The following is a 24,639-nucleotide window of genomic DNA, read 5'->3' as shown; positions in this document are numbered from 1 at the left end:
ACGAACTGGCTGTTATACATTAATGGCGATACACCTTTACATTGAATCGACAGTTTTTTGATCAGGACATGTTATCCAGTAGCGTTCTTGAAAGTTTCTATCTTTTTTAAGACGAGTGCACATTAAACAGTGTTTCAAACATTATTTAACGTGCACAACACGTTCCCAATACAGGGCGCTATTCTACCGTCACCGATTTAGCAAGATTGCGCGGTTGATCTACGTCCGTTCCCTTAATTAGCGCTACATAATAGGAAAGCAGCTGTAACGGAATGGTGTATATAATGGGGGCGATAGGTGACTCACAGTGAGGCACGTTTATCACACGCATTGTCTCATCAGATGCAAAGTGTGCGTCTTTATCAGCAAACACATACATGATCCCGCCGCGCGCACGCACTTCTTCCACATTGGATTTTAGTTTTTCCAACAGCTCATTATTTGGCGCCACCACTATCACCGGCATTTCTTCGTCAATTAACGCAAGCGGACCATGTTTAAGTTCACCTGACGCGTAGGCTTCTGCATGAATATACGAAATTTCCTTCAGCTTAAGGGCGCCTTCCATGGCGATAGGATACTGATCACCGCGACCAAGGAACAAGCTATGGTTTTTATCTGCAAACTCTTCCGCCAAATCTTCTATACCCTGGGTAATAGCAAGCGTTTCTTCAAGTTTAGATGGCAGGCTGTGCAGTGCAGTAATGATATTGTCTTTATGCTCTTCGCTAAGACCATTGTGTTTACCTAACGCAATGGTCAGCATCAAAAATGCGGTAAGCTGAGTGGTAAACGCTTTGGTTGAGGCCACACCAATTTCTGCACCGGCTTTGGTCATAAACGCCAAATCAGACTCGCGAACTAAAGAGGAGCCTAGTACGTTACATATCGTCAAGCTAGACATATAACCTAACTCTTTTGCCAGACGGAGTGCGGCTAATGTGTCGGCCGTTTCCCCTGATTGTGAAATTGTCACTAATAAACTATTTTCATGTACCACAGATTTGCGATAGCGGAACTCCGAAGCAATCTCGATGCCGCAAGACACGTTGGCATATTGTTCAAGCCAGTATCGAGCGGTCATCCCTGCATGGTAACTGGTGCCACAGGCGATTATCTGGACGTGCTTGACCTTGGCAAATATATCGTCTGCACCCGCACCAAAGATATCTGCTTCGATATCCTTCTCACCCAGGCGGCCTTTAAGCGCATTACGCACAACGGTAGGCTGCTCATGGATTTCTTTTAACATATAGTGACGATAACCCGCTTTATCACCTGCGTCGTGTTCAACATTTGATTCAATCACTTCGCGTTCCACTAACTGACCGTCTTTATCAAAAACAGTCACTTCGCGACGGGTAATTTCTGCTACATCACCTTCTTCAAGAAAGATAAAGCGGCGTGTGACCGGCAATAACGCCATTTGATCAGAAGCGATAAAGTTTTCGCCCAGGCCTAAACCAATAACTAAAGGACTGCCTGAACGCGCCACAACCAGACGTGATGGGTCTTCTCTATCCATAATTACGGTGCCATACGCGCCGTGAAACTGCTTAACCGAATTTTGTACCGCTAAAAGCAACGACGCTCCCGCTTTTAATTCTTCATGCACAGAGTGAGCAATGGATTCTGTATCTGTATCACTGGTAAAGGTGTAGCCTTTTTCTCGCAATGACTCACGCAGGCTCTGATAGTTTTCGATGATACCATTATGCACCACTGCCACACGCTCACTGGAAAAATGCGGGTGGGCATTAGCTTCCGTTACCCCGCCATGGGTGGCCCAACGAGTATGGGCAATCCCGGTGGTACCAAGCGCGCTTCCTTGAGCCACAGCATCTACCAGCTCCTGAACCTTTCCGGTTCGGCGGATACGAGTCAGTGAACCGTCCTGCTCCAATAAGGCAACCCCTGCCGAATCATACCCTCGATACTCAAGGCGTTTTAAGCCTTCCAGTAAAATTTCAACTACATTCCGTTCGGCGACTGCGCCCACTATTCCGCACATACATGGCTCCTAATTGCTTTCAGCGGCGCAGATAACATCTACACCATATGCTTTAATTTGTTTAATTGCTTCGTTATTTATTTCACTATCAGTCACCAATGTTGAGATTGATGACCAGGGTAATTCTACGTTTGGGATCTTGCGGGCTAGCTTTTCAGATTCAGCCATCACCACTACTTTAGATGATACCTCTGCCATTACTCGACTAAGTGAAGTCAACTCATTAAACGTGGTCGTACCCCGTTTAAGATCAAGACCGGCGGCACCTAAGAATGCTATGTCGAAATTATAAGCCTGCAACATTGATTCAGCCATTTGCCCCTGGAAGGAATGGGATAGCGAATCCCAGGTACCGCCTGTCATGAGAACTTGCGGTTCATTCTCAAGTTCCAATAACGTGTGCGCCACATGCAAAGAATTAGTCATGACCACTAACCCCCGCTTACCAGACAATAACGGCATCAGGGCAGCGGTCGTGCTGCCACTGTCAATAATAATCCGGTGATGGTCTTTTATCAGTTGTGCTGCAGCCACCGCAATATTTAACTTTCGTTTTGAAACTTCATGTTCTGCGGCAGTTTCGATTTCTGCAGGAATTTTTACTGCCCCACCAAAACGCCGCAGCAACAACCCGTTCCGTTCCAATTCAGCAAGATCTTTACGAATAGTGACTTCAGACGTAGAAAACAGTTGAGCAAGCTGATCTACCGCGACCTCGCCCTCTGTATTGAGACGTTCGATAATCGCGCGTCGACGCTGTTGCGTATTCCTTTTAAGCATATTTCGAAAGATTAAGTTTCGACATGAAAGTTATCGTAATATTTATATTTCGAATTGCAAGCATTATTTGTGTCTGTTGAGTATGTTTTGTTATCTCAGGTTATAATTCGATTGATATGTGACCACTTTTGCTAGCAGCGCAGTTTGCAACCGTGGCTAAAACCTCAATATTGGTAAGCATCTCCGTTACACTTACCGGGGGCGCTACATTCGCCGTGATGGAGCGTGCGAATTGTTTAAAGAATTGAAGGTAACGGCCGGTTTCGAGGGATATTGCTTCACAGTTTTCTGGTGTACACAGCAGCCCATCGTTCGCGCCCGCTCCAAAGTCCTTAGTAAAGGGCGATCCTCCTTGTTTCAGCTGCAACTCCTGAGGATCCAACCCGTACTGGCGATAACTACCCTGTGTACCCTGTAATTCAAACCGCAAAGTTTCATTGGCCTGCAACGGCGAGCTGCCGATATGGTAATTTAGACTAGGATAATGCAGCGTCAATTCGAAATTATCGACGGACTGACCCTTATCGCGCATGATGTGTAAATAGCCACTTATGCTTTTCGGCTTCCCGCATAAGAGGATAGCTTGATCAATTAAATGAGGGCCAAGATCCCAGAAGATACCACTTCCTTCGCCTGCGTTTTCACGCCAACGGTCTCTGGGATGAGGTCGAAACCGGTCGAAGCGAGAATTAATATGTTTGATGTCTCCCAGTCTGTTTGATGTGACCAGGCGACGAACAGTGACGAAATCCCCATCGAAACGCCGGTTGTGAAACGCGCATATCCGTAATCCTCTTGCATCAGCTATTGCTACTATCGCCTTAGCTTCTGCGCTAGATAGCACAAACGGTTTTTCGACCAGCACATGACAATTGGCTTGCAATGCTTCCCTGGCCTGCGCCCCATGCAACGGATTAGGGGTGGTTATGATCACCAGGTCAAAGTGCTGTGTCGCGAGGGCCAATTCGAGGGAAGGATAGACCGTGCAGTCGGGTAAGACGTGTCTGACTTTACCTGGGTCAGAAGATACCACGCCAGTGACGTGGTAGTCGTCTAACCCATGCAAAAATGGTAAGTGAAAAGTTCGCGCAGCATAGCCAAACCCTACAATTAACGTTGTTAATGCCATGCTGCTTCCCCTTTTAGTCGTTCTTTTTGACTGGTCGGTTCCACCCTTCAATATTACGTTGTTTACCTCGGGCAACCGCTAATGCATCTTTACGTACTTCTGAGGTGATAACCGAACCCGCACCCACTGTGGCTCCCTCTCCAATTTTAACAGGCGCTACCAAGGATGAATTAGAGCCGATAAAGGCATTTTCACCGATGATAGTTTTAGATTTATTGACACCATCATAATTGCAGGTAATGGTACCGGCGCCGATGTTCGCTTTAGCACCCACTTCTGCGTCGCCAAGATAAGTGAGATGATTGGCCTTAGCTCCTTCCCCTAACACCGACTTTTTCATTTCCACAAAGTTACCCACCTTCGCGTCAGTTTTCATCACGGCTCCTGGGCGCAAACGAGCAAACGGGCCTACTGTACAGTTTTCGCCTACACTGGCCCCTTCGATAACCGAATGAGAATCAATTACTGCGTTGTCACCTATTTCACAGTCAATTAATACACAATTGGCGCCAATAGACGCATTGTGACCGATTGTCACTGTGCCTTGCATGATCACGTTGATGTCGATAAAAACATCCTGGCCTGTGGAAACATTGCCACGAACATCAATGCGCGCTGGATCGGCTAAAGTGGCCCCGTTGGTCATCAGCTTAACCGCCTCACGCTGTTGTAAAGCACGCTCAATACCGGCAAGGTGAATCCGGTTGTTAACGCCTTCCACTTCGACGGCGGAGTCAGGCTGGGCGGCTTTAATAACCTTCCCTTCTTTTGCGGCCATTTCAATTACATCGGTTAAGTAATATTCGCCTTGGGCGTTGTCATTGCCAAGGGCGTTTAACCAGCGTTTTAAATTTGCGCCACCCATGATCATCATACCTGTATTGATTTCACGAATATTTCGCTGCGCTTCACTGGCATCTTTGTGTTCAACGATGGCTGTGATTTGTTCACCATTACGCACGATCCGTCCCATCCCAGTGGGATCGTCCAGTTCCACGGTTAACAGCGCCAAATCACACTCTGCTTTCACTGCAACTAACCGTTCCAATGTTTGCTGCTGAATCAATGGTGCGTCCCCCACCAGAATCATCACATCTTCGTCGTCCTGAATATGTTCAGCAGCCTGCTTAACCGCGTGCCCGGTTCCTAGTTGTTCAGCTTGTAAACACCAGTTCAAATGCTTTCCGTTCACAGCAGATTTAAGCTGGTCGCCTCCATGTCCATACACCAGGTGAACATTCTGGGCAGACATAGCCTCTACTGTATTGATGATGCGTTGAACCATGGGTATGCCACCCACTTTATGTAAAACTTTAGGTAAAGATGACTTCATCCGCGTCCCTTTGCCTGCAGCCAGAATGACTACTGAAAACCCCATAATATTTCCCATGTAAACAGATAGTGATTTGAATAATGAAAATAGTGTAACTAAGCCCGCTGATTAAGTCAGCGACTGAATGTATTATTTATATGCCGTAATACTTGCCCAAAAGATCATTAGGCTTTTCTGGAAGATTAATTTTTGCGCAGGTATACTTGAGCGAAATTATTATAATAAAACATTAACAGCTTTGTAATGTTACACATGGAGTCCGCGTAACCTGTGAAAGCCTTCAGGATGTTGCACAGAAGTTTTCTGTTGCTGTTTGCCATTGTTATTATCTCTCTTGTCACGCTTGTACATGTCAGTATTACTAACATCGTTGCTGAACAGAGCCGGGCCCAACAACAATCCCTATCTCCCGCCGTTTCATTGATCGTTGAACAGCTTCTAAAGCCCCTGCACGTATCGGAAGTGCTGGGCAAATCGCAAGAGGTGGAAGACTTGTTAAACGCGAATACACTAGATGAAAAAGCCGTCTTCAGTACGTTGGAACGATTGCAATCTGAATTTGACCTATTTTTCTTTTTAGCCAGTGAAAAAGTTAGAATACAGTACGATGTTGACGGCAGTAAACGCTCACTTACAGAGGGCGACGTGAGTTGGTATTTTAAGTACAAGGATTTGCCGCAAAATAAAGTCGCTGACATCGGCAAATGGGAAGATCCGCACTTTTTTATCGACATTAAAATATTTAACGATTATGGCGAGTTTTTAGGTTTTTTTGGCATCGGTAAAAGTTTACGCAGTTTTGTTAATATCTTTAATACGTACAAACAGCAATTCGGCTACGATTTTCTTTTTGTGGACGAAAACGGTGACATTATGTTGTCTTCTGATCCGCAATTGATGGCAGATAATTCCAATTTCACCAATCTATCAGAACTGGCGTGGTATGCTAGTTTGCCTAATGATGTACAGCAGCAACGCGACCTCAATAACCGGCTGATAACCATTGAACATGAAGATTATCTCGTTGCAGAGGTAAAGCTTAATCAGTTTAATTGGACGGTATACCTGCTCAGCCCGTTGCAAAAACGACAATCTGAAATTTCTCAGGGCTTTATCATTAGTGTAGTCACGCTACTGGTGGTGATATTTTCCTTATTCTTGATGGTGTATCATTTATTGTATTATTTCAGGCGGGGGATAAATGCGGACATCTTTATACGCAGTAGCTACAGTTTACCTCCCAGAGAGGAAATGGAGTCTTATTACCTCAAACTGATGGATCAACACCAATCGGTAAGTGTTATTCTGGTGGATGTAGATAACTTCTCGCATTTGAGCGATACCTATGGAAGAAATGTCGCCGATGGAGTGCTTGACAAAGTAGCCAGTTATTTATCTAGTCAGCTGAATGAAACTGACGTTTTGGGTCGCTGGAGCAGCGAGGAATTTATCATTCTACGCCCCCTTTCAGGTCCCCATGATGCGCTCGAGTTTGCGCAACAGTTACGTTATGGCATTGCAACGCTTTGTGGACCAGAGAGTCGCCCTGAACTTAAGATCACCGCCTCATTTGGCGTCTCTTTTACCGCCACTCCCCGCCCCATGGCTGAGGTGACCATTAATGCAGAAGATGCGCTTTACCAGGCCAAACGAGATGGCTGCAACTTGGTTCGTATGCAATTAATAGAATAGGCAAACTGGTCTTAAAGCTTCAGCAACTATTCGGCCCGGCAATTGGCTTGCTCTATCTTTTTGCCGCGCTTTTTCCTGAAGAGCGACGGGGAAAAACCGGTAGTCAGGGCAACACCTGTCAAAATCAGCCCCCCACCCAAAAGGGTTTGCAACGACAATGTCTCGTTTAAAAACACCACGCCCCACACAATTCCAAATAACGGCACCAGATACGCGACCGTAATTGCTTTAGCCGGCCCGACATTTGCGATTAAACTGAAATAGAGAATATAAGCTATACCAGTTCCAAATACTGCTAATGCAATCGCGTTATTCCACGCAACGATAGAAGGCATGGTTGCAGGCAGCGTATAAAGCGCAAAGGGTAACAGAAATAATGACGCGGATGCCTGGCTACCCGTGGCGACTGCCAAGGGCCTGACGCCCTGCAGATACTTTTTCATCATGCTAGCGGCGAGACCGTAACATGTGGTGGCTAATAGCGCAGTAATGATAGGAAATATACTTATGCCCTGGTCGCCGATTTTTTGTGCGCTTATCACCGCCACACCAACGAAACCCAGGCACAGGCCGATTACTGCTTGTTTGGACAGTTTGTCACTTAACCACAAAAACGCTATTACGGCGCCAAACATAGGCGCAGTAGCATTTAAAATGGCATTCACGCCTGCTTCCAAGTGCAAGCTACTGTAATTAAATAAAACGAAAGGGATGGCGGTATTGACCGCACCAATTAACGCTATCGCCTTCCAGTGTACAACTATGTCCCGCATACCACCTCTACACGCGAGCACGGGGAGTAACACTAAGGTAGCCAGTAGAGTACGCACTTCTACTAATGCGAAAATCCCAAATTCAGGCGCGGCCACACGCATAAAAATGAAGGAACCACCCCAGATCGCGCCGAGTAACAATAAAGCCATCAAATCTTTTACGGGCATTCTCGTTCCTGTTTTTCCAACGCCAACAAATAGGCTTTACGTGTTAATCCCCCTGCGTACCCTGTTAAGGTACCGTTACTGCCGATAATTCGGTGACAGGGGATAACGATAGCAATTGGGTTGCGACCATTCGCCATCCCCACCGCTCTGACCGCTTTTTCATTTTTTATATACCGAGCAATATCGCCATAGCTGGCGGTTTCCCCATATTGAATAGTGGTAAGCGCACGCCAAACCTGTTGCTGAAATGGGGTCCCCTGAGGACATAGAGGGACAGAAAACTCTGTTAGCTGGTTGGCAAAGTAAGCCTGTAGTTGTTCACAGATTTGTTGAGTATAATGATTCGGATGACATTTCTGCAACGCTTCACAAAATCTCACCGCCGTGAGGCCTTCTGCACTGGCGGTAACCTCAACCAAACCCAGTGGACTTTCAATAAATTGATTATATTGATTTAACATGCTGTTTCTCCAGCGTGGCAAGGTACCACAAATTCAGGGTGAGATAACTGCGCCAGGGTGACGCCATATCAGCGTTGGTGGAAAATTTCGCAGCCATATTACGTGCCACTAAATCGCTATCCAAAAAAATGTCAGGTTCTCCACAGCCACGGATTAAAAAGTAGTTTAATGTCCATGGACCGACTCCTTTTATGTTAAGAATGGCATTATTCTGTGGCCGTTCAGCAACGCTTTCATTAAATAGCTGGGCAAATGCCCTTAACGCCTTTTTTCGCTGTTCAGGCATTCGCAAAAAGCTTAAATCACTTTTCGCGACGGCGGATGGCGCAGGGAATACCTTTCCGTATTGTGATGAATGAGACAAGTGTGTCACCAATTTATTAAGCTGTGTTGTAGCAGCAATTAAGGTAACCTGTTGTCCTAAAATTGCTCTGCAGCCCGCTTCAAATGTACTGAAGGCACCAGGGATGCGAAGTCCTTTACATATTTGGGTTGGCTTTAGCCCACCTTTTGCCAGCGCATACTCTATCAGTTCAGGTTCAGCGTCAATATCTAACACCCGACTGACCGTTTGAATGACTTTCTGCAGGTATTTAAGATCTTCCAACTTAATTTGGATTTCAAAAGCATACTGATCAGCATGATGCACAGCGAGCACCTGTCCGCCGACACCGTTAATTTCGAATACCCGCGAATAGGAATTTGCGGTGAGGGTTTCGACCCCTTCGATTGCGCGTAAGGAAAGAAAATTCCGCACCCACTCCCAATTGTACGGTGGACGATAGGCGAGTTTAAATGTGATAGCGGGCACTTGGTTAGGGGGGATATCAGCAGAGACTGTTTTTCTCAGCGCAGTGGGAGTGAGTTTCCAATGCTGCTGTAATTGACTCTGTAATCGCCTGGTAGAAGCAAACCCTGCCGCTTGTGCCACCATATCTACCGGTAACGCGGTGTTCTGTAAGAGCCGCTTAGCCAGCATCATTTGATTACACAACTGAAACCGTTTGGGTGTCACTCCCAAATGCGCGGTGAACAGTTTATTAAGATAACGGCAACCTATCCCTAAACGATTGGCAATATGCTGTATAGAGTGCGCAGGGATCTCGCTGAGTAGTTTTTGTGCACGGCTTACCGTCGTATTTACCCCTTGCCACGCCCAGGAACCTGGCGCGCTGTCAGGGCGACACCGTAAGCAGGGGCGGTAACCGTTATCCATAGCCTGTGCAGCAAACTGGAAGTATTCAACATTCGCTTCAGCAGGTAATCTGGCTGGGCAGATGGGCCGACAAAAAATACCGGTCGTTTTAACGCCAACATAAAATTTGCCATCGAAGCGCCTGTCACGGCTTTTCCGCGCTAACTCATATGTCTGGACGTCATTTTTCAGCATAATAAACAATCTAACCTTGATATTAACAGCTTTAGTGTAGTGGTATTCGTTCGCACGTATGCGATGAATTCGGAACTGAATATTGTCCTCTTTGTGCACCAGGAAAGATAGTTTTTAAAGAGTAAGCTTAAAACAGCAGTTGATCCGGAAAACTCACCCCAGCATAATAGCTCCATGCGAACCCTTATAACGCGCTACAACAATAATCAATTTCTGGGGTGACATTGCCTGTTCTTATGCGATTTTTATCGCACCTATTCCTAATTTTACTCATGACAATAGGCATCACCTCAGTGCGTGCAGATGATGAGTGGCTACAGGATTACGCCAGCAAAGTAAAAAGAGAAGCGCAAAAGTACCGCATCCCTGGTTATGCGTTTGTTTATTATCAACAGGGTGAAACACCTAAAATCTATGTGTACGGTAAAACACATGCGCATGGAAAAGCCATCAATAGAGACACGGTTTTCCGTTTGGCCTCGGTATCAAAAACTTTTACCGGATTACTGATGGCAAAACTGGTAGAGCAAGGAGAGTTGAGCTGGGACACCAAAATCGGCGAACTGATTCCGCAGCAAAAATTTGTGGGTAAAGGTATGAATAGCCTGGCTTTGGAGCACATTGTAGGGCAATCCAGTGGGTTTATGCCGAACGCCTATGACAACTTAATCGAAGCCGATTATTCGCTGGACAGAGTGTTATCAAATTTAGCCAAGTTAGAACCAATTTGTGCGCCTGGAGAATGTTACACCTATCAGAATGCGCTTTTCGGTGCGATTGAAAATTACCTTCTCAGTGAGGAAACCTCCTACCATCGACAACTTCAAGAACAGTTGTTTGTGCCCTTGGGCATGACGCACGCCAGCGCTGGAAAAGGTGCGTTAGTCAATTCCAAACAGTGGGCCCGACCTCACATAGCGATTGCACGTAACCGCTGGCGAGAAGGCGAGGTGGAGAGTAATTATTACCGTTTTGCGCCGGCAGCGGGAGTGAATGCCAGTATCAGTGATATGACCATTTATTTACAAGCATTACTTGGCGAATTCCCTACAATCGTTCCGCCTGAAATCATCGAAACCGTTTCCGCCCCGCGGGTTAAGACAAAACGTGAAACGTATCGCAGAGGCTGGCGTGGCGATCTTCAGGATGCGCACTATGGCTTGGGTTGGCGCGTGTACAATTTCAGGGGACACCGTATTGTTTATCACGGCGGATGGGTGAAAGGGTATCGGGCTGATGTGGCATTTGCACCCGATTTCAAGTCCGGATACGTGATGTTGATGAATGCTGAATCTAATCTTATCAACACCACTACCGCAGACTTTTGGAAACGTTATTTCCAACGAAAGGGTGAGGCAGCAAACTAATGCCGCCACCCTCTAAGCTTTTAAGGCTTAAGGTAGGTATACCCACTTAAGCAACTCTCATAGAAATCTGTCCACTTAACGCCTTCCCGCGGGTTGAGTTTCCCAGAGGAAATTTGCTTATCTATCATGCGCTTAACATCGGAGGCCATGGCTCTCGGGTTGTATTGCATAATGTTTAGAACATCTTCCACGGAAGAGCCTTTCACAACTTCTTCGATGTAAAAATCTTGTGGGTCGTCGTCATAGCTAAATATATGCACTTCGTTCAGGCGTCCGAATAAATTATGCATATCGCCCATTACGTCCTGATAAGCGCCAGTCAGGAATAAGCCTATATAATAATCTTCATCCTTTCGAAGCTTGTGCATCGGCATAATATCGGTAATTTCACGACCGATAGTGAACTGATCAATTTTACCATCGCTGTCACAGGTAATATCGACCAGAGAGCAATTTACGGTGGGTTCTTCGTTCATACGCGTGAGCGGCACCACGGGTAAAAGCTGTTCAATGGCCCAGGTGTCGGCAGCCGACTGGAAGACAGAAAAATTACACAAGTATTGAGAGGATAAACTGTAATTTAATTCCTGTAATTCCTCCGGAACATACTCTTGCGTAGAATAGTATTCATGCAGCCGTCCCATGATCTGCCAATAAAGCGTTTCTATTTTACCCAGCTCTTCTAATGTCAGCACGCGTAATTTAAAGGCGTCTAAGGCTTGCTCTTTCCACTGCGAAGCGTCATTAAACACCTCCTGCATGTTTGTTTGCTCGTCAAACGATTCAGCCAGCTCACGAATATTCTTTACAAAAATGTGCTCTCCATCCACTTCGTCTGTCGCCATTTTTGAGCTATCAGAGCGGATTTCACCTACGATTTGGGTCACTACACAACTGTGATGGGCGGTAATGGCTCTGCCACTTTCACTGACTAAATTAGGATGAGGTACGCCTTCCATATCACATACCTCTTTCATTCCATACACTACATCCGCCACATATTCTTGCATATTGTAGTTGCGTGAGGATTCATTGGTTGATTTGGTGCCGTCGTAATCAATACCTAAACCACCACCGACATCAACGTAATCGAGATGAAAACCCATTTTGTGTAATTCAGCGTAAATTCGCGCTCCTTCGGTCATGGCTTCTTTAACTGCACGTATATCGGTCAACTGGCTGCCGATATGGAAGTGCAATAATTTAAGGCAATGACTCATCCCCTGTTCTTCAAGGTAACGGGCGGTATTGATGATTTCGGTAATGGTTAAGCCAAACTTGGCTCGTTCGCCTCCAGAGCTTTCCCATTTACCCCGCCCCTTGACCGTCATTTTAGCGCGTACGCCAATAATGGGTTCAATGCCAAGTTCTTTAGACGTTTTCACCAAAAGTAAAAGTTCTGAATATTTTTCGACAACCACCACCATACGGCGGCCAAGCTTTCTTCCAAGCAACGCCAGACGCATAAATTCTTCGTCTTTATAACCATTAAGAACGGTTAGCGAACCTTCATTGGTGTTCATTGCCAGAACAGTAAGCAGTTCCGCTTTTGAGCCTGCTTCCAGCCCATAATTAAAGGCTTGACCAGCATCAACGATTTCTTCAACCACTTCGCGCATCTGATTAACTTTCACAGGGTACACACCGTGATACTCACCTTGGTACTCAGCCTCGGCGATAACCTCTCTGAACGATAGGTTCAGGGCTGCTACCTGGGATCGCAGAATATCGTGGAAGCGAACTACCACTGGGAATTGCACGCCCTCATCACAAATTTCGTCAATCACCGCTTTAAAATCAATTTTGACTGAGGAATTGTTAGGATCAGGCAATACTTGAACATTGCCGTTTTCACCTATCTGAAAATAACCGCCGCCCCATTGAGAGACGCCATACATTTTTTCAGCTTGCTCAATATTCCAATTGGACAATGTGAATCACCTTTTTGGTAAATGAAAAAGTAGGTGCGCTGCTACGCGCTTTGTTTAGTCGCCGACATTATAGTAGTAGACAAACAGGATGCTATCTTAAATGTTAATTTGAAGGGAAAATTTTTTCGATATCACGAAGGTCGGTATCTATCCATTTGTCTAGTGTAACAACTAAGTCCTCGTCAACCAATTCTCTAGCCCATTCGATCACTTCATTTTTTGCAACCGTACGACATAGTGGAAAACGCACGGCGCTAAAAAATTTCACCAAATAGTTTGCTTGCTGTGGTGTTGCTTGGAGCCAACACTCACCTTTTTGAGAGCGCCGGTCAAATCGTACATCCGTTTTCGCTACTTCATGCGCAACGGGCTGCTCGAGTTGCCACCCTCTCATATCCACAAACACACAATATTTGCGCGCTTTTACGCGCGCTATATGTTCAGCCAATTCAGATAGATAGCTGAGGTCGGTGGACATGCTCCATTCGCCGGAAAGCTTGACCAATACAAGACTTCTTACACTTCGAATGGCAAATTTTTTTAACGACATACAATTACAATTCACTTCTAAATTAACCGAAAACAACCTGGCATGAAAATTACCACTTAGGTTTAAGCATGTGCATGCAAGAAGAATGACAAGTATGGTATTGGAAGTAACACTTAGTTCGCAGCGATAAAATATTCAAATTTAACGCCCTGAGGTGCATACCACTTGATGCGCCCTGGTCGATAATGCCTCATTTACAATCCTGTCATTGTCGCATTGCTCGTGTTGACTTATTCCTGCTTTATTCGGGTCAACTGTGCCTGAGGTTTTGCAGCCCCCTTAGTTCACCACTTTGTCTTATTAGCTGCGGTGCCAACCTATTGATCTCGTCTACGTAGTCAGTCAAACAATGTTTAAGCTGATTATTCGTAGACAAGATGGGTCTGTAGTGGTCGAAATACCTGTTTACATCTGTGTAAATTTGTTTTGCGTATTGCGTTTTATCAAATCCGGTTAACTTCAGTTTTTCCGTTAGATAGGATTCCATCGCCTGAACATCAGGAATAGAAAGCGCACTTCCATGAGCGATATTGTTAGCCTCTTTTAACGCGAAAAGTGACGGCAATTCGTATACTGAAGAGTAGTAACTTGTACTATTTACTCGCGGCGAGAGAATCTGCGCGAACACCCGTGGCGAATGAACTCTGCGTTGTAAAATGTGTACATCTGCCTGCAGGGGGCCTAGCAGTTCCAAAACATGCACCGCACCACCTTCGGCGAATACCAGTGTGTCAGCACTTTTATAAATTTTCAGTTGCTCTATTAATGAAAATTTCTCGGGTCTGAAAACATAAAAATTGTTTTCTTCCATCAGCTTATCAATATACGCTTCTCCCGCGAGCGCGCCGCGCAATAAAAAGGGCGTACGGCTTACATAGACTTTTCTCGGCCTTTGCGCATCACGCTCAATTCCAGCGCGTCTTTCACAGAATTTCAGAAATTGGAGGTAATCTTCACTGACGGGTAAGCCTGACCGGAAAATACTTTCCTGCTCGCTAACAATAAGATTGCTAACAGACATAGCTCGGGTCTGAATTATCACTTTCGATTTAGGCACGCCCAGATATTTTAATGTGTCATAAAAATGTGGCGGTAAGATAGGGAAACGTAACTTTACCACTTCGGGGCGGCGTTTTGGTTGAAATATAACGCCTTTTACGTTTGCTTCGCTCAAGTAATTATAAGGACGTAAGCGGTGAACGCATTCAGCAAGAAAATGGCCAAAATTAGAGAAAACCGGTCCTCCATAGTAATAGGTTCCCGAACGGACCCATCGTGCTTGTTGGTCATTTTCATGAAGATAGTCCAGCTGAGAAACGCTTTCTACAATCATGTTTTCGTTCTTGGCGCGATTCCCTCTGTATTGTTGGGCCGTCGCAGGCACGTTATTTCCCGCTATGCCCCCATAAATTCTGCTAGGTGCAGAATGACTGCTAAGGGGGATCAGGTGTGCGGGACTTACAATATCGACATGTTGATCCTGAGGTAGCTTAAATCTTCTTTCCTGCGCAATATGTTGTTTTAAAATGCGTTTAATTCGTTGACCTAGTACCTTTGCCGTTAGTTGTGTGCTTGCTACCATTTTTTGCCAAGGCGTGAGACGAAAACACTCACCGTATCTACTTGAAATTAGATTATTATTAGCTTTAATAACCAGGGCACCCACCGCGTGATAAAGATCAGGTTCTTCATCTTTCATTTTTTTGATAAGCGTCTGCACCTCAGGATAAAACTCAGATTGAGCTTTAAACGGATACGATTTTAATCCATTGATCTCATTACTTAACTTGGCTAACTCAGTTTTCTCCAGCAACGTCGAAAACTTTTCAATATGCTTTTGAAATTGAATAGTAAAAGACTGCAATTTTGTGTCTGACAATAACCTGTAGGGGCGGGAATGTTCGCTTGTACGCTGCAGAAAATTATCCAGTTGTTGCTGAACCCCGTTAACATCCAGCTGGTTTAGCCACCTTTTTAATTCGATTGCAGCAAACGAATAGGAAGAGTTTATCTTAGAATTATCTGAATTCATGGTTGGCATATTAATGCGCAGAATCGCCGCGATATCATCTAAAATATTCTCGTGACTCTCTGCAGATTTATAACGACAAAGATGAAGGTTTTTCTCATTAACAACTTGAGAAAGCTTTACAATCGTTTTCCATTGTCCCATGTTCAACTTTGCAGGCGGTAGGAACACGTTAGTATTACCATGCCGTTTAACGGACTGGTTATAAATTGACATGGCATATTCAATGGGATTTCTTAAGAATGCGATGAACTCGGCATTGGGGATTAATGCGGCAAGAGATTCCGCAATCCTGAAGAACGACTCTGAGCTTAACACCAATGTATGAAGTTCGCTGTTTCTATTGAATTTGGTTATTAATTTGCTCAGCTTGTCTGGGTCAGCGAGTAAACGTCCATCTTTATCTTCAGAACATATCTCACGTGCATTACCAGAACTTATATTATTTTTATCCGTGGAATGTGAGGGATACCATATACCTGATTGTTTGAGTTTCTTTGCATTGCGCAATAAAAAAAACTGAATCGCTGAACTACCTGTTTTAGGCGGCCCTATGTGAATGATAATTCGCTTGTCCAAAAAGATGTTCCCTTATCTCACCTATGAAGTTAAGGAGGCTATTTTAGCATAGTGAACGGCGTATCCATCAGACCTATATTCTTACAAATTAGCACGATCAAAAAAAAAGCGCTGATTTCTCAGCGCTTTTTCTGGAGCGGTGTCAGCGGGATGTGATTACATCATGCCGCCCATACCGCCCATGCCGCCCATATCAGGCATTGCTGGAGCGTCTTCTTTAGGGATTTCAGCTACCATTGCTTCAGTCGTGATCATAAGTGACGCGATTGACGCAGCGAATTGCAGTGCAGAACGAGTCACTTTAGTTGGGTCTAGAATACCCATCTCTAGCATGTCACCGTACGTGTCGTTACCGGCATTGTAACCAAAGTTACCAGAGCCATTCTTAATCTCATTAACTACAACAGATGACTCGGCGCCAGAGTTGATAGCGATCTGACGAAGAGGTGCTTCCATTGCACGCAGGGCTAACTTGATACCTACGGTTTGATCTTCATTGTCGCCTTTAAGATCAGCAAGTTTTGCCGCAGCGCGAACCAATGCCACACCACCACCTGGTACCACACCTTCTTCAACCGCAGCACGCGTTGCGTGAAGGGCATCTTCTACACGGTCTTTCTTCTCTTTCATTTCAACTTCAGTCGCTGCACCCACTTTAATAACAGCTACACCGCCAGACAATTTAGCCAGACGTTCTTGAAGTTTTTCTTTGTCGTAGTCTGAAGTCGACTCTTCGATTTGGCCACGAATTTGCGCACAACGACCTTCGATAGCGGCTTGTTCGCCCGCACCATCTACGACAGTGGTATTATCTTTGTTGATAACAACGCGTTTAGCGGTACCTAAATCTTCCAGCTGGGCTTTTTCAAGCTCAAGACCAATCTCTTCAGAGATCACGGTGCCACCTGTAAGCGTAGCAATGTCCTGCAACATAGCTTTACGGCGATCACCGAAGCCTGGTGCTTTAACTGCGGCTACTTTTACGATCCCGCGCATGTTGTTAACAACCAACGTCGCTAGAGCTTCACCCTCAACGTCTTCTGCAATGATCATCAGCGGCTTACCTGCTTTGGCTACACCTTCAAGCGTAGGAAGCAATTCGCGGATGTTAGAAATTTTCTTGTCCACCAACAGAATGAATGGGTTGTCTAACTCAACGGTGCCATTTTCCTGATTGTTGATAAAGTAAGGAGATAGGTAACCGCGGTCAAACTGCATCCCTTCAACCACATCAAGTTCGTTTTGAAGTGCTTGACCTTCTTCTACCGTGATAACACCTTCTTTACCAACCTTTTCCATTGCTTTAGCAATGATTTCACCCACTTCTGGATCTGAGTTGGCAGAGATTGTGCCAACTTGAGCAATCGATTTGCTGTCTGCACAGTCGGTAGAAAGCGCTTTTAGTTCCTCAACCGCAGCAACAACAGCTTTATCGATACCACGCTTAAGATCCATTGGGTTCATGCCCGCGGCAACAGATTTCAATCCTTCAGTAACGATAGATTGTGCCAATACTGTTGCTGTAGTAGTACCGTCACCCGCTTCATCATTAGCTTTTGACGCCACTTCTTTAACCATCTGCGCGCCCATGTTTTCAAACTTGTCTTCAAGTTCAATCTCTTTAGCTACAGACACACCATCTTTGGTGATCGTAGGTGCGCCAAATGACTTATCCAAAACCACATTACGGCCTTTTGGACCCAGTGTGACTTTAACTGCGTTTGCCAGAGTGTTAACGCCTTTCAGCATTTTCGTACGGGCGTCATCTCCAAAACGAACTTCTTTAGCTGCCATGATTACTTTCCTCTAAAATCAGTTAATTGATGATTACTCGACAATCGCCAGGATGTCGCTTTCGCTTACGATCAGCACTTCTTCGCCGTCCAGCTTTTCAGTTTTCACGCCATAACCATCATTAAAAATAACGGTGTCGCCAACTTTTACATCCAAAGCTTTCACATCACCATTGTCTAGGATGCGACCATTTCCTACAGCGATAACTTCGCCACGGGTTGATTTTTCTGCTGCGGAACCAGTTAACACAATACCACCAGCAGATTTGGTTTCTTGCTCAGCGCGCTTGATAATTACGCGATCATGTAAAGGACGAATTGCCATTTTCAAGTCTCCTGAAAATCCAACTATTTTTAAGTTTCATATTCGCTTTGCCACGCTAAAGGTACAAAGCTTTTACGGTGAGCCTGCTTATGGCTATTCCCTTAAACAGGCATGATTTGTTTCTGCGTGGATAAATGGGGTAGTCACGAAACAATCTCAAGGGGTAAACTGAAAAAAATCTGAAAAAATTTTAATCCAGTCGCTTCGGCTTGTTCGTGTCAGATTTTTCCTGATATTCGCCTTCTATAATATCTTCATCCTTATCAGGAGCCTGGGCGGAGGAATGGTAATATTGCTGCGATTGAAATGCTGAGCCACTTACCACATGCATCGATAAGTGTTTCTTTAGTTTTTTGGCGATATATTTTCGCGAGGGCGGCAGAACCAGCGCCAAACCGAATATATCGGTAATGAAGCCCGGCGTCACTAGTAATACCCCAGCCACCAGTAACATCAAGCCTTCCAGTAATTCCTGACCGGGAATCTGGTTCGACTGCATCTTCTGTTGTGCAGTGGTTAATGTATGCACTCCCTCACGACGAACAAAATAGGCCCCCACAAACGCACTGATTAACACCAGAGCAATTGTGTTCCAGCCTCCGATGATACCACCCACCTGCACCAACAGAGCGATTTCGACAATTGGCATGATGGCGAATAGTAAAAACAAATTGCGCAAAACGATATCCTGCTTAAATGACCTTAATGATTAGAAATGGGGCGATTCCCCTAAATGACAACTACATTAAGTTAATTTATAAAAAGTGAATGATAATTCGTATATTAGCGGTCTTTTTACAATCGATGCTTATAGTTAGATCGTGCTAAGCTGACTAATATCGTTAATTTTTATTAACCAAAGGATTATACCATGTCAGTCTGCATCGTACTTTGCACCGTTCCAGAAGAAAACCTGGCTAAGAGAGTTGCTACAGTCTTGGTGGAAAAAAACCTGGCGGCCTGCGTGAAAATCATCCCTAAAGTGACAGCTATATATCGGTGGGATGAAAAGGTAGTAACCGATACAGAGTGCCAGCTCATGATCAAAACTGTCACAGACAGAGTTGAAGAGGCGTTCCTGTTGGTCAATAAACATCACCCTTATGATGTGCCGGAGTGGGTGGTCATGCCTGATGTACAAGGGAGTGACTCCTATATCAGTTGGATCCATGAACAGACAGGCACTTAGGTCATTAATCAGGTTAGCTCGATAAAGTTATTACAAAGAAGTGGTAGAGATGTATTAAATGAAAATGAAACATGCGCTAATATTCCTACTGGCCCTATGTGTGGCCTATCCATGCTGTGCGCAAATCACGGCTGACGATCAGTTAACCAATCTATTTACAGATGAACCTGAGTTTCTTCCTGTTGATCAAGCCTTTAAGTTTGAATTTCAACAGCAAGATAACAATCTGCAAATCCATTTTACGGTGGCAGAAGGCTACTATCTATATAAACATCAATTTAAAACCGTCACGAAAAACGCTGTACTTGGTGAGCCAACGTTCCCGCCGGCTAAAGAAAAAGAAGATGAGTTTTTCGGGTTGAGCGAAGTGTACTACGACAGCGTTACGCTGAATTATCCTATTGAGTCCGCTGAACAGGACGGGGTCGTAAAACTGCGCTTTCAAGGCTGTGCGGATGCCGGTTTATGTTACCCGCCGACCACAAAAATTGTTTATCTGTCCAAAGTTGAAGGGGCGGGCGAAAATGCAGCCAGTACCACAAATGCGGGGGGCAACGCCGGCGCGTCAAGCTTCCAGTCCCAGCAATATGATTTAGCAGCGAAGTTAACCCAAGATGACCTGCTCATTACATTATTACTGTTCCTAGCGTTAGGGATTGGGCTGGCGTTTACGCCTTGCGTTTTTCCCATGTACCCCATTTTATCAGGCATAATTTTAGGACAAGGTAAAGGTGCCTCGATAGGCCACAGCTTCATGCTGTCCTTTGTTTATGTACAGGGCATGGCGATTACCTATTCCTTGCTTGGACTCGCGGTCGCGTCGGCGGGTGTGCAATTTCAGGCGGCGTTACAGCATCCCATTATCTTAATCACTTTCATCATTATTTTTATTCTCCTCGCGCTGGCTATGTTCGGCACCTACAATTTGCAATTACCCGCTAGTTGGCAGGAAAAGCTTAATAATTTAAGCAATTCGCAATCGCGCGGCAAGATGGGCGGCGTATTCATCATGGGCGTGCTGTCTGGTCTCATTGCCTCCCCTTGCACTACTGCACCGCTTACTGGAATACTGCTCTTTATAGCGCAAACAGGTGACATGTTTTTAGGCTTTATATCACTGTATGTACTCAGTATCGGCATGGGTATACCCCTTATGTTGTTTGGTATGAGTGGAGGCAAACTTTTACCCAAAGCAGGTAACTGGATGAATGTGGTCAAAGTTACCTTTGGATTCATGATGCTGGCTGTAGCCTTGTTCTTTATAGAACGGCTCTGGAGTAACCTCTACATCGATCTGACCTGGGCTGTGCTAGGTTTGGCAACGTTTACCTATTATCAGGTAATGAACCAAAATACCTCCCCGACATTTATGAAGGGGCTCCGCTCAGCCATCATTTTTGTAGGATTATTTATCAGTGTGCTAGTGGGTTATCAGGCGTTACAACAAGCACTTAATTTTAAAGGTACCTTCTCGTCAGATGCTGAAAGCGTGGATGCCGCTAATCATCCTGAATTTTTGGTGGTAAAGGATCTCACTGATTTCGAAGAAAAACTGGCCCAGGCAAATGCGCAAGGCAAGTCGGTCATGGTAGATCTATATGCGGATTGGTGTGTTGCATGTAAAGAATTTGAGAAGTACACCTTCCCAGACAAACGTGTGCAACAAGCCCTGGCCAACACTGAGTGGATGCAAATTGATTTAACCGACAATACGCCAACTAATCTGACATTTCAGGAACATTTTGACATTCTGGGGTTACCCACCATTTTATTTTTTGATAAAAATGGGAATGAATTGAAACAGTATCGTGTGACGGGTTTTATGCGCGCAGAACCATTTTCAAAGCATGTGGAAGAGGCGTTGGCCCAGCCAGCCAATAGTGAATAACGCCTATGAGATCTTTTTCACTATGTTTCTTTTTGCTGATAAGCACAGCGCAGGCAAACCCGTCTTGCTTTGATAACTGGTTTTGCGTCAGTACCGCAAAGGAAAACAACCACGGCGCTGCAACTATCCAGTTACAAGATCATTTACCGGTGGTGGTGACTGTAAGTTCACCGGCAATGGACCCCTCTGAGGTTACCCTCTCCCTATCCGATACCCGCCCCCGTGCACTTGGTCGGGTCACTTCGCTGGAGCGATACTGGTCCACCATGGAAGTAAGTTGGACAGCGGGTACCCTTAACCCACAGCATAACGATAACTTTGCTTACCGCTATCCTGTACAAAACGGTAGACATAAGATAGTGCAAGGTTTTAATGGTCAGTACAGTCATCAAGGTGCCTCAAAGTACGCCATCGACTTTGCCGTTCCGGTGGGTACCCAAGTGGTTGCTGCAAGAGGGGGCAAAGTAATCGACCTAGAAGCGTCATTTGATCGTGGCGGTCCAGCACGAAAGTACGCAAGATATGCCAATTATGTCGTTATATTGCATGATGATGGCACTACAGGCGAGTACTACCATTTGCAGAAAAATGGCGTACTGGTCAATCGAGGCGAGCGCGTAAAGCAGGGGCAACCTATCGCGAAATCGGGTAACACTGGGTTCTCCTCCTTACCGCATCTGCATTTTGGGGTGTACAAAGCCTTACCTCATGGTAACTTTCAATCGATAAAGTTTAATTTCGAAGAAATGCCTTCCAACTAAATTTGCGGCGATAATGGCTGATTAGACCAGTATTTTGCTGCTAAATCTTCATTCCTGACTATAATCGATGGTTAACTTAAAAAGTTTTCGCGAAATTGGCTTTTTTTCGTGCAAGTTGCTAAAAATTTTGGTGGAATGGAAAATATATGACGATTTGTCGGAAGATAACTGCATTTTAATGAACATTTTGCTTCTAAACGGTCCTAACCTGAATATGTTAGGTCATCGTGAACCTGAAAAGTATGGTACCGAGACCCTCTCTGAAATAGTGAAGAGTGTCAGCACACATGCTGAAAAACTCGCAGTGTCTCTAGACCACTTTCAATCTAATGCAGAGCATGCGTTGATAGATCGCATACATCAAGCATTCGGCAAGATAGACGTGATCATTTTCAATCCTGGCGCCTTCACCCATACCAGCATAGCGTTGCGAGATGCGTTACTGAGTGTGGCCATTCCTTTTTACGAAGTGCACTTATCCAACATATATGCTCGCGAAAACTTTAGACATCATTCCTTTTTTTCCGATATCGCCGCTGGGGTTTTGTTTGGCATGGGCAGTTTAGGCTACCACCTTGCGTTAACCGCAGCAGTTACACAATATAAATCGAACTAACAGACAGAGACCGAACATGGATATAAGAAAGATTAAAAAACTGATCGAGCTGGTTGAAGAATCAGGTATTGCTGAATTGGAGATCACCGAAGGTGAAGAATCAGTACGCATCCATCGTGGGCCTACCGGCCAACCAATGATGCCTCCACAGTACACCTTTGCCGCCCAGGCACCAGTAGCGCAGGCGCCTGCCGCCCCCGCACCAGTTGCTGAAGCCAGCACGCCTGCGGCCCCATCCGGTCATGTGGTCAAGTCACCCATGGTAGGCACATTCTATCGTTCATCATCGCCCACGGCTAAACCATTTGTGGAAGTGGGTCAGTCAGTAAATGTAGGCGATACCCTTTGCATCGTAGAAGCGATGAAAATGATGAATCAAATTGAAGCTGACAAAGCTGGTGTAGTCAAAGAAATTCTGGTCGAGAACCAAGACCCCGTGGAATTTGATCAGCCAATGTTCGTAATCGAATAAGTAGGTTGGCAATTATGTTAGATAAAGTGCTCATAGCAAATCGCGGTGAAATTGCCCTGCGTATTTTGCGGGCCTGTAAGGAGCTTGGCATTAAGACCGTCGCCGTGCACTCCACTGCAGATCGCAATCTTAAACATGTCCTGTTGGCGGATGAATCCATTTGTATCGGTGGTAACTCTGCAACCGATAGTTATCTGAATATTCCACGCATCATCGCCGCCGCAGAAGTGACAAACTCAATCGCTATCCATCCTGGTTACGGCTTTTTAGCAGAAAATGCTGACTTTGCTGAAGCAGTGGAAAAAAGTGGTTTTATTTTTATTGGGCCTACGGCTGACACCATCGATTTGATGGGGGATAAAGTTTCTGCAATCAATTCGATGAAAAAAGCAGGGGTACCCTGTGTACCGGGTTCAGATGGCCCCTTAAATGACGATGAAGAACGCAATAAAAGTATTGCCAAACGTATTGGCTACCCGATCATTGTAAAAGCCGCCGGCGGCGGTGGTGGTCGCGGTATGCGTGTTGTGCGTAGCGAGAATGAGTTAGTACGTGCGATTGAAACAACTAAGGCCGAGGCCGCAGCAGCGTTCGGCAATGCTACTGTCTACATGGAAAAATTTCTTGAAAACCCTCGTCATGTGGAAATTCAAGTATTAGCGGATGGACAGGGTAATGCCATACACCTAGGTGAGCGTGATTGTTCAATGCAGCGCCGCCATCAAAAAGTAGTGGAAGAAGCGCCGGCTCCTGGTGTGTCTGAACAAATGCGCAGTAAAATCGGTGATCGCTGTCGTCGTGCCTGTATTGAGATTGGCTATCGGGGTGCAGGTACGTTCGAATTCCTGTATGAAAACGGTGAGTTTTATTTTATCGAAATGAACACCCGTATTCAGGTGGAACATCCGGTAACGGAAATGATCACCGGGGTTGATTTGATCAAAGAGCAACTTCGCATCGCGGCGGGGCAGCCCTTATCAATTGACCAATCGCAAATTCAAATTCGTGGTCATGCAGTTGAATGCCGCATAAACGCTGAAGACCCTGATAATTTTGTACCCAGTCCCGGCAAAATTAATATGTTTCACTCACCTGGCGGCTTAGGCGTTCGGTGGGATTCACATATTTACGCAGGTTATTCAGTACCACCCTTTTACGATTCGATGATTGGCAAGTTGATCACCTACGGCGAAAGTCGGGACGAAGCGATCGCGCGAATGCGCCATGCTCTGGATGAACTGGTAATAGACGGAATTAAAACCAACATTCCTTTACAACGAAAAATTATGGCCGATGAAAACTTCTTCGCTGGTGGAACGAACATCCACTACCTGGAGAAAAAGTTAGGTATGGCCAAATAAATTAAGCCCGGTAGTTACCGGGCTTTTTTTTGGACTAAATA

21 protein-coding genes are annotated in these 24,639 nt (G+C 45.3%); 8 read left to right on the top strand and 13 right to left on the bottom strand.

Features of this window, described 5'->3' with window-relative positions:
* Positions 1-178 precede the first annotated feature (178 nt).
* The 4 genes from glmS to glmU form a co-directional block, all read right to left on the bottom strand.
* Positions 179-2,011 carry a glutamine--fructose-6-phosphate transaminase (isomerizing) gene (gene glmS / locus OPS25_RS11365; protein WP_265617839.1) on the bottom strand — a complete coding sequence of 611 codons (1,833 nt, stop codon included), beginning with the start codon at positions 2,009-2,011 and terminating at the stop codon, positions 179-181.
* Between the two features lie 9 nt (positions 2,012-2,020).
* The gene (locus OPS25_RS11360) at positions 2,021-2,791 is read right to left on the bottom strand and encodes a DeoR/GlpR family DNA-binding transcription regulator (protein ID WP_265617838.1); all 771 of its coding nucleotides are present in this window, start codon (positions 2,789-2,791) and stop codon (positions 2,021-2,023) included.
* Between the two features lie 100 nt (positions 2,792-2,891).
* Positions 2,892-3,920, bottom strand: coding sequence for a Gfo/Idh/MocA family protein (locus OPS25_RS11355; RefSeq protein WP_265617837.1), 1,029 nt, complete (start codon positions 3,918-3,920; stop codon positions 2,892-2,894).
* A 13-nt stretch (positions 3,921-3,933) separates the two neighbouring features.
* Positions 3,934-5,298, bottom strand: a complete 1,365-nt coding sequence (gene glmU / locus OPS25_RS11350; RefSeq protein ID WP_265617836.1) for a bifunctional UDP-N-acetylglucosamine diphosphorylase/glucosamine-1-phosphate N-acetyltransferase GlmU — start codon at positions 5,296-5,298, stop codon at positions 3,934-3,936.
* Positions 5,299-5,523: 225 nt separating this feature from the next.
* On the opposite strand from glmU, the gene OPS25_RS11345 reads away from it, so the two are divergent.
* Positions 5,524-6,945: a sensor domain-containing diguanylate cyclase gene (locus OPS25_RS11345; RefSeq protein ID WP_265617835.1), complete on the top strand. Its 1,422-nt coding sequence runs from the start codon at positions 5,524-5,526 to the stop codon at positions 6,943-6,945.
* A 26-nt stretch (positions 6,946-6,971) separates the two neighbouring features.
* Here OPS25_RS11345 and OPS25_RS11340 read toward each other — a convergent pair whose 3' ends face one another.
* From OPS25_RS11340 to OPS25_RS11330, 3 genes are read right to left on the bottom strand one after another with little or no spacing between them, the layout of a single operon-like run.
* Complete coding sequence (locus tag OPS25_RS11340; protein ID WP_265617833.1) at positions 6,972-7,886, bottom strand: DMT family transporter; 915 nt, start codon at positions 7,884-7,886, stop codon at positions 6,972-6,974.
* On the bottom strand, positions 7,877-8,347 hold the full coding sequence (locus tag OPS25_RS11335; RefSeq protein WP_265617832.1) for a methylated-DNA--[protein]-cysteine S-methyltransferase: 471 nt from the start codon (positions 8,345-8,347) through the stop codon (positions 7,877-7,879). The genes OPS25_RS11340 and OPS25_RS11335 overlap by 10 nt, the downstream gene beginning before the upstream one ends.
* The gene (locus OPS25_RS11330; RefSeq protein WP_265617831.1) at positions 8,331-9,737 is read right to left on the bottom strand and encodes a DNA-3-methyladenine glycosylase 2 family protein; all 1,407 of its coding nucleotides are present in this window, start codon (positions 9,735-9,737) and stop codon (positions 8,331-8,333) included. The genes OPS25_RS11335 and OPS25_RS11330 overlap by 17 nt, the downstream gene beginning before the upstream one ends.
* A gap of 272 nt (positions 9,738-10,009) precedes the next feature.
* On the opposite strand from OPS25_RS11330, the gene OPS25_RS11325 reads away from it, so the two are divergent.
* Entirely contained in the window at positions 10,010-11,104 is a 1,095-nt protein-coding gene (locus OPS25_RS11325; protein WP_265617830.1) for a serine hydrolase domain-containing protein, read from the top strand.
* Between the two features lie 20 nt (positions 11,105-11,124).
* On the opposite strand, the gene speA is transcribed toward OPS25_RS11325, so the two are convergent.
* The 6 genes from speA to OPS25_RS11295 all read right to left on the bottom strand — a co-directional run bounded on the left by speA (position 11,125) and on the right by OPS25_RS11295 (position 18,990).
* Positions 11,125-13,035 (bottom strand): biosynthetic arginine decarboxylase, encoded by a 1,911-nt coding sequence (gene speA, locus OPS25_RS11320; protein ID WP_265617829.1) that lies wholly within the window; start codon positions 13,033-13,035, stop codon positions 11,125-11,127.
* A gap of 103 nt (positions 13,036-13,138) precedes the next feature.
* A complete protein-coding gene (locus tag OPS25_RS11315; protein WP_265617828.1) occupies positions 13,139-13,585 on the bottom strand; it encodes a hypothetical protein in 447 nt (148 codons plus the stop codon).
* Positions 13,586-13,835: 250 nt separating this feature from the next.
* Positions 13,836-16,193 (bottom strand): glycosyltransferase 61 family protein, encoded by a 2,358-nt coding sequence (locus tag OPS25_RS11310; protein WP_265617827.1) that lies wholly within the window; start codon positions 16,191-16,193, stop codon positions 13,836-13,838.
* A 156-nt stretch (positions 16,194-16,349) separates the two neighbouring features.
* Positions 16,350-17,987 (bottom strand): chaperonin GroEL, encoded by a 1,638-nt coding sequence (gene groL, locus OPS25_RS11305; RefSeq protein WP_265617826.1) that lies wholly within the window; start codon positions 17,985-17,987, stop codon positions 16,350-16,352.
* Between the two features lie 33 nt (positions 17,988-18,020).
* Positions 18,021-18,311, bottom strand: a complete 291-nt coding sequence (locus OPS25_RS11300; RefSeq protein ID WP_265610405.1) for a co-chaperone GroES — start codon at positions 18,309-18,311, stop codon at positions 18,021-18,023.
* Positions 18,312-18,501: 190 nt separating this feature from the next.
* The gene (locus tag OPS25_RS11295) at positions 18,502-18,990 is read right to left on the bottom strand and encodes an FxsA family protein (RefSeq protein WP_265617825.1); all 489 of its coding nucleotides are present in this window, start codon (positions 18,988-18,990) and stop codon (positions 18,502-18,504) included.
* A gap of 192 nt (positions 18,991-19,182) precedes the next feature.
* Between OPS25_RS11295 and cutA the strand changes: the two genes are divergently transcribed.
* The 6 genes from cutA (at position 19,183) to accC (ending at position 24,598) form a co-directional block, all read left to right on the top strand.
* On the top strand, positions 19,183-19,500 hold the full coding sequence (gene cutA, locus OPS25_RS11290) for a divalent-cation tolerance protein CutA (RefSeq protein ID WP_265617824.1): 318 nt from the start codon (positions 19,183-19,185) through the stop codon (positions 19,498-19,500).
* A gap of 64 nt (positions 19,501-19,564) precedes the next feature.
* Positions 19,565-21,388, top strand: coding sequence for a protein-disulfide reductase DsbD (locus OPS25_RS11285; RefSeq protein ID WP_407080241.1), 1,824 nt, complete (start codon positions 19,565-19,567; stop codon positions 21,386-21,388).
* 5 nt (positions 21,389-21,393) lie between these two features.
* The gene (locus tag OPS25_RS11280; protein ID WP_265617822.1) at positions 21,394-22,149 is read left to right on the top strand and encodes a M23 family metallopeptidase; all 756 of its coding nucleotides are present in this window, start codon (positions 21,394-21,396) and stop codon (positions 22,147-22,149) included.
* Between the two features lie 178 nt (positions 22,150-22,327).
* Positions 22,328-22,765 (top strand): type II 3-dehydroquinate dehydratase, encoded by a 438-nt coding sequence (gene aroQ, locus OPS25_RS11275; RefSeq protein WP_265617820.1) that lies wholly within the window; start codon positions 22,328-22,330, stop codon positions 22,763-22,765.
* Between the two features lie 16 nt (positions 22,766-22,781).
* Complete coding sequence (accB, locus tag OPS25_RS11270; protein WP_265617819.1) at positions 22,782-23,237, top strand: acetyl-CoA carboxylase biotin carboxyl carrier protein; 456 nt, start codon at positions 22,782-22,784, stop codon at positions 23,235-23,237.
* A 14-nt stretch (positions 23,238-23,251) separates the two neighbouring features.
* Entirely contained in the window at positions 23,252-24,598 is a 1,347-nt protein-coding gene (gene accC / locus OPS25_RS11265) for an acetyl-CoA carboxylase biotin carboxylase subunit (protein ID WP_265617818.1), read from the top strand.
* Positions 24,599-24,639 lie beyond the last annotated feature (41 nt).

Origin of the sequence: Alteromonas aquimaris (genome assembly GCF_026183695.1) — a bacterium.
Lineage (GTDB): Bacteria > Pseudomonadota > Gammaproteobacteria > Enterobacterales > Alteromonadaceae > Alteromonas > Alteromonas aquimaris.
The sequence above is the reverse complement of the archived record's forward strand: the minus strand, read 5'-3'. Positions and strand labels throughout refer to the sequence as shown.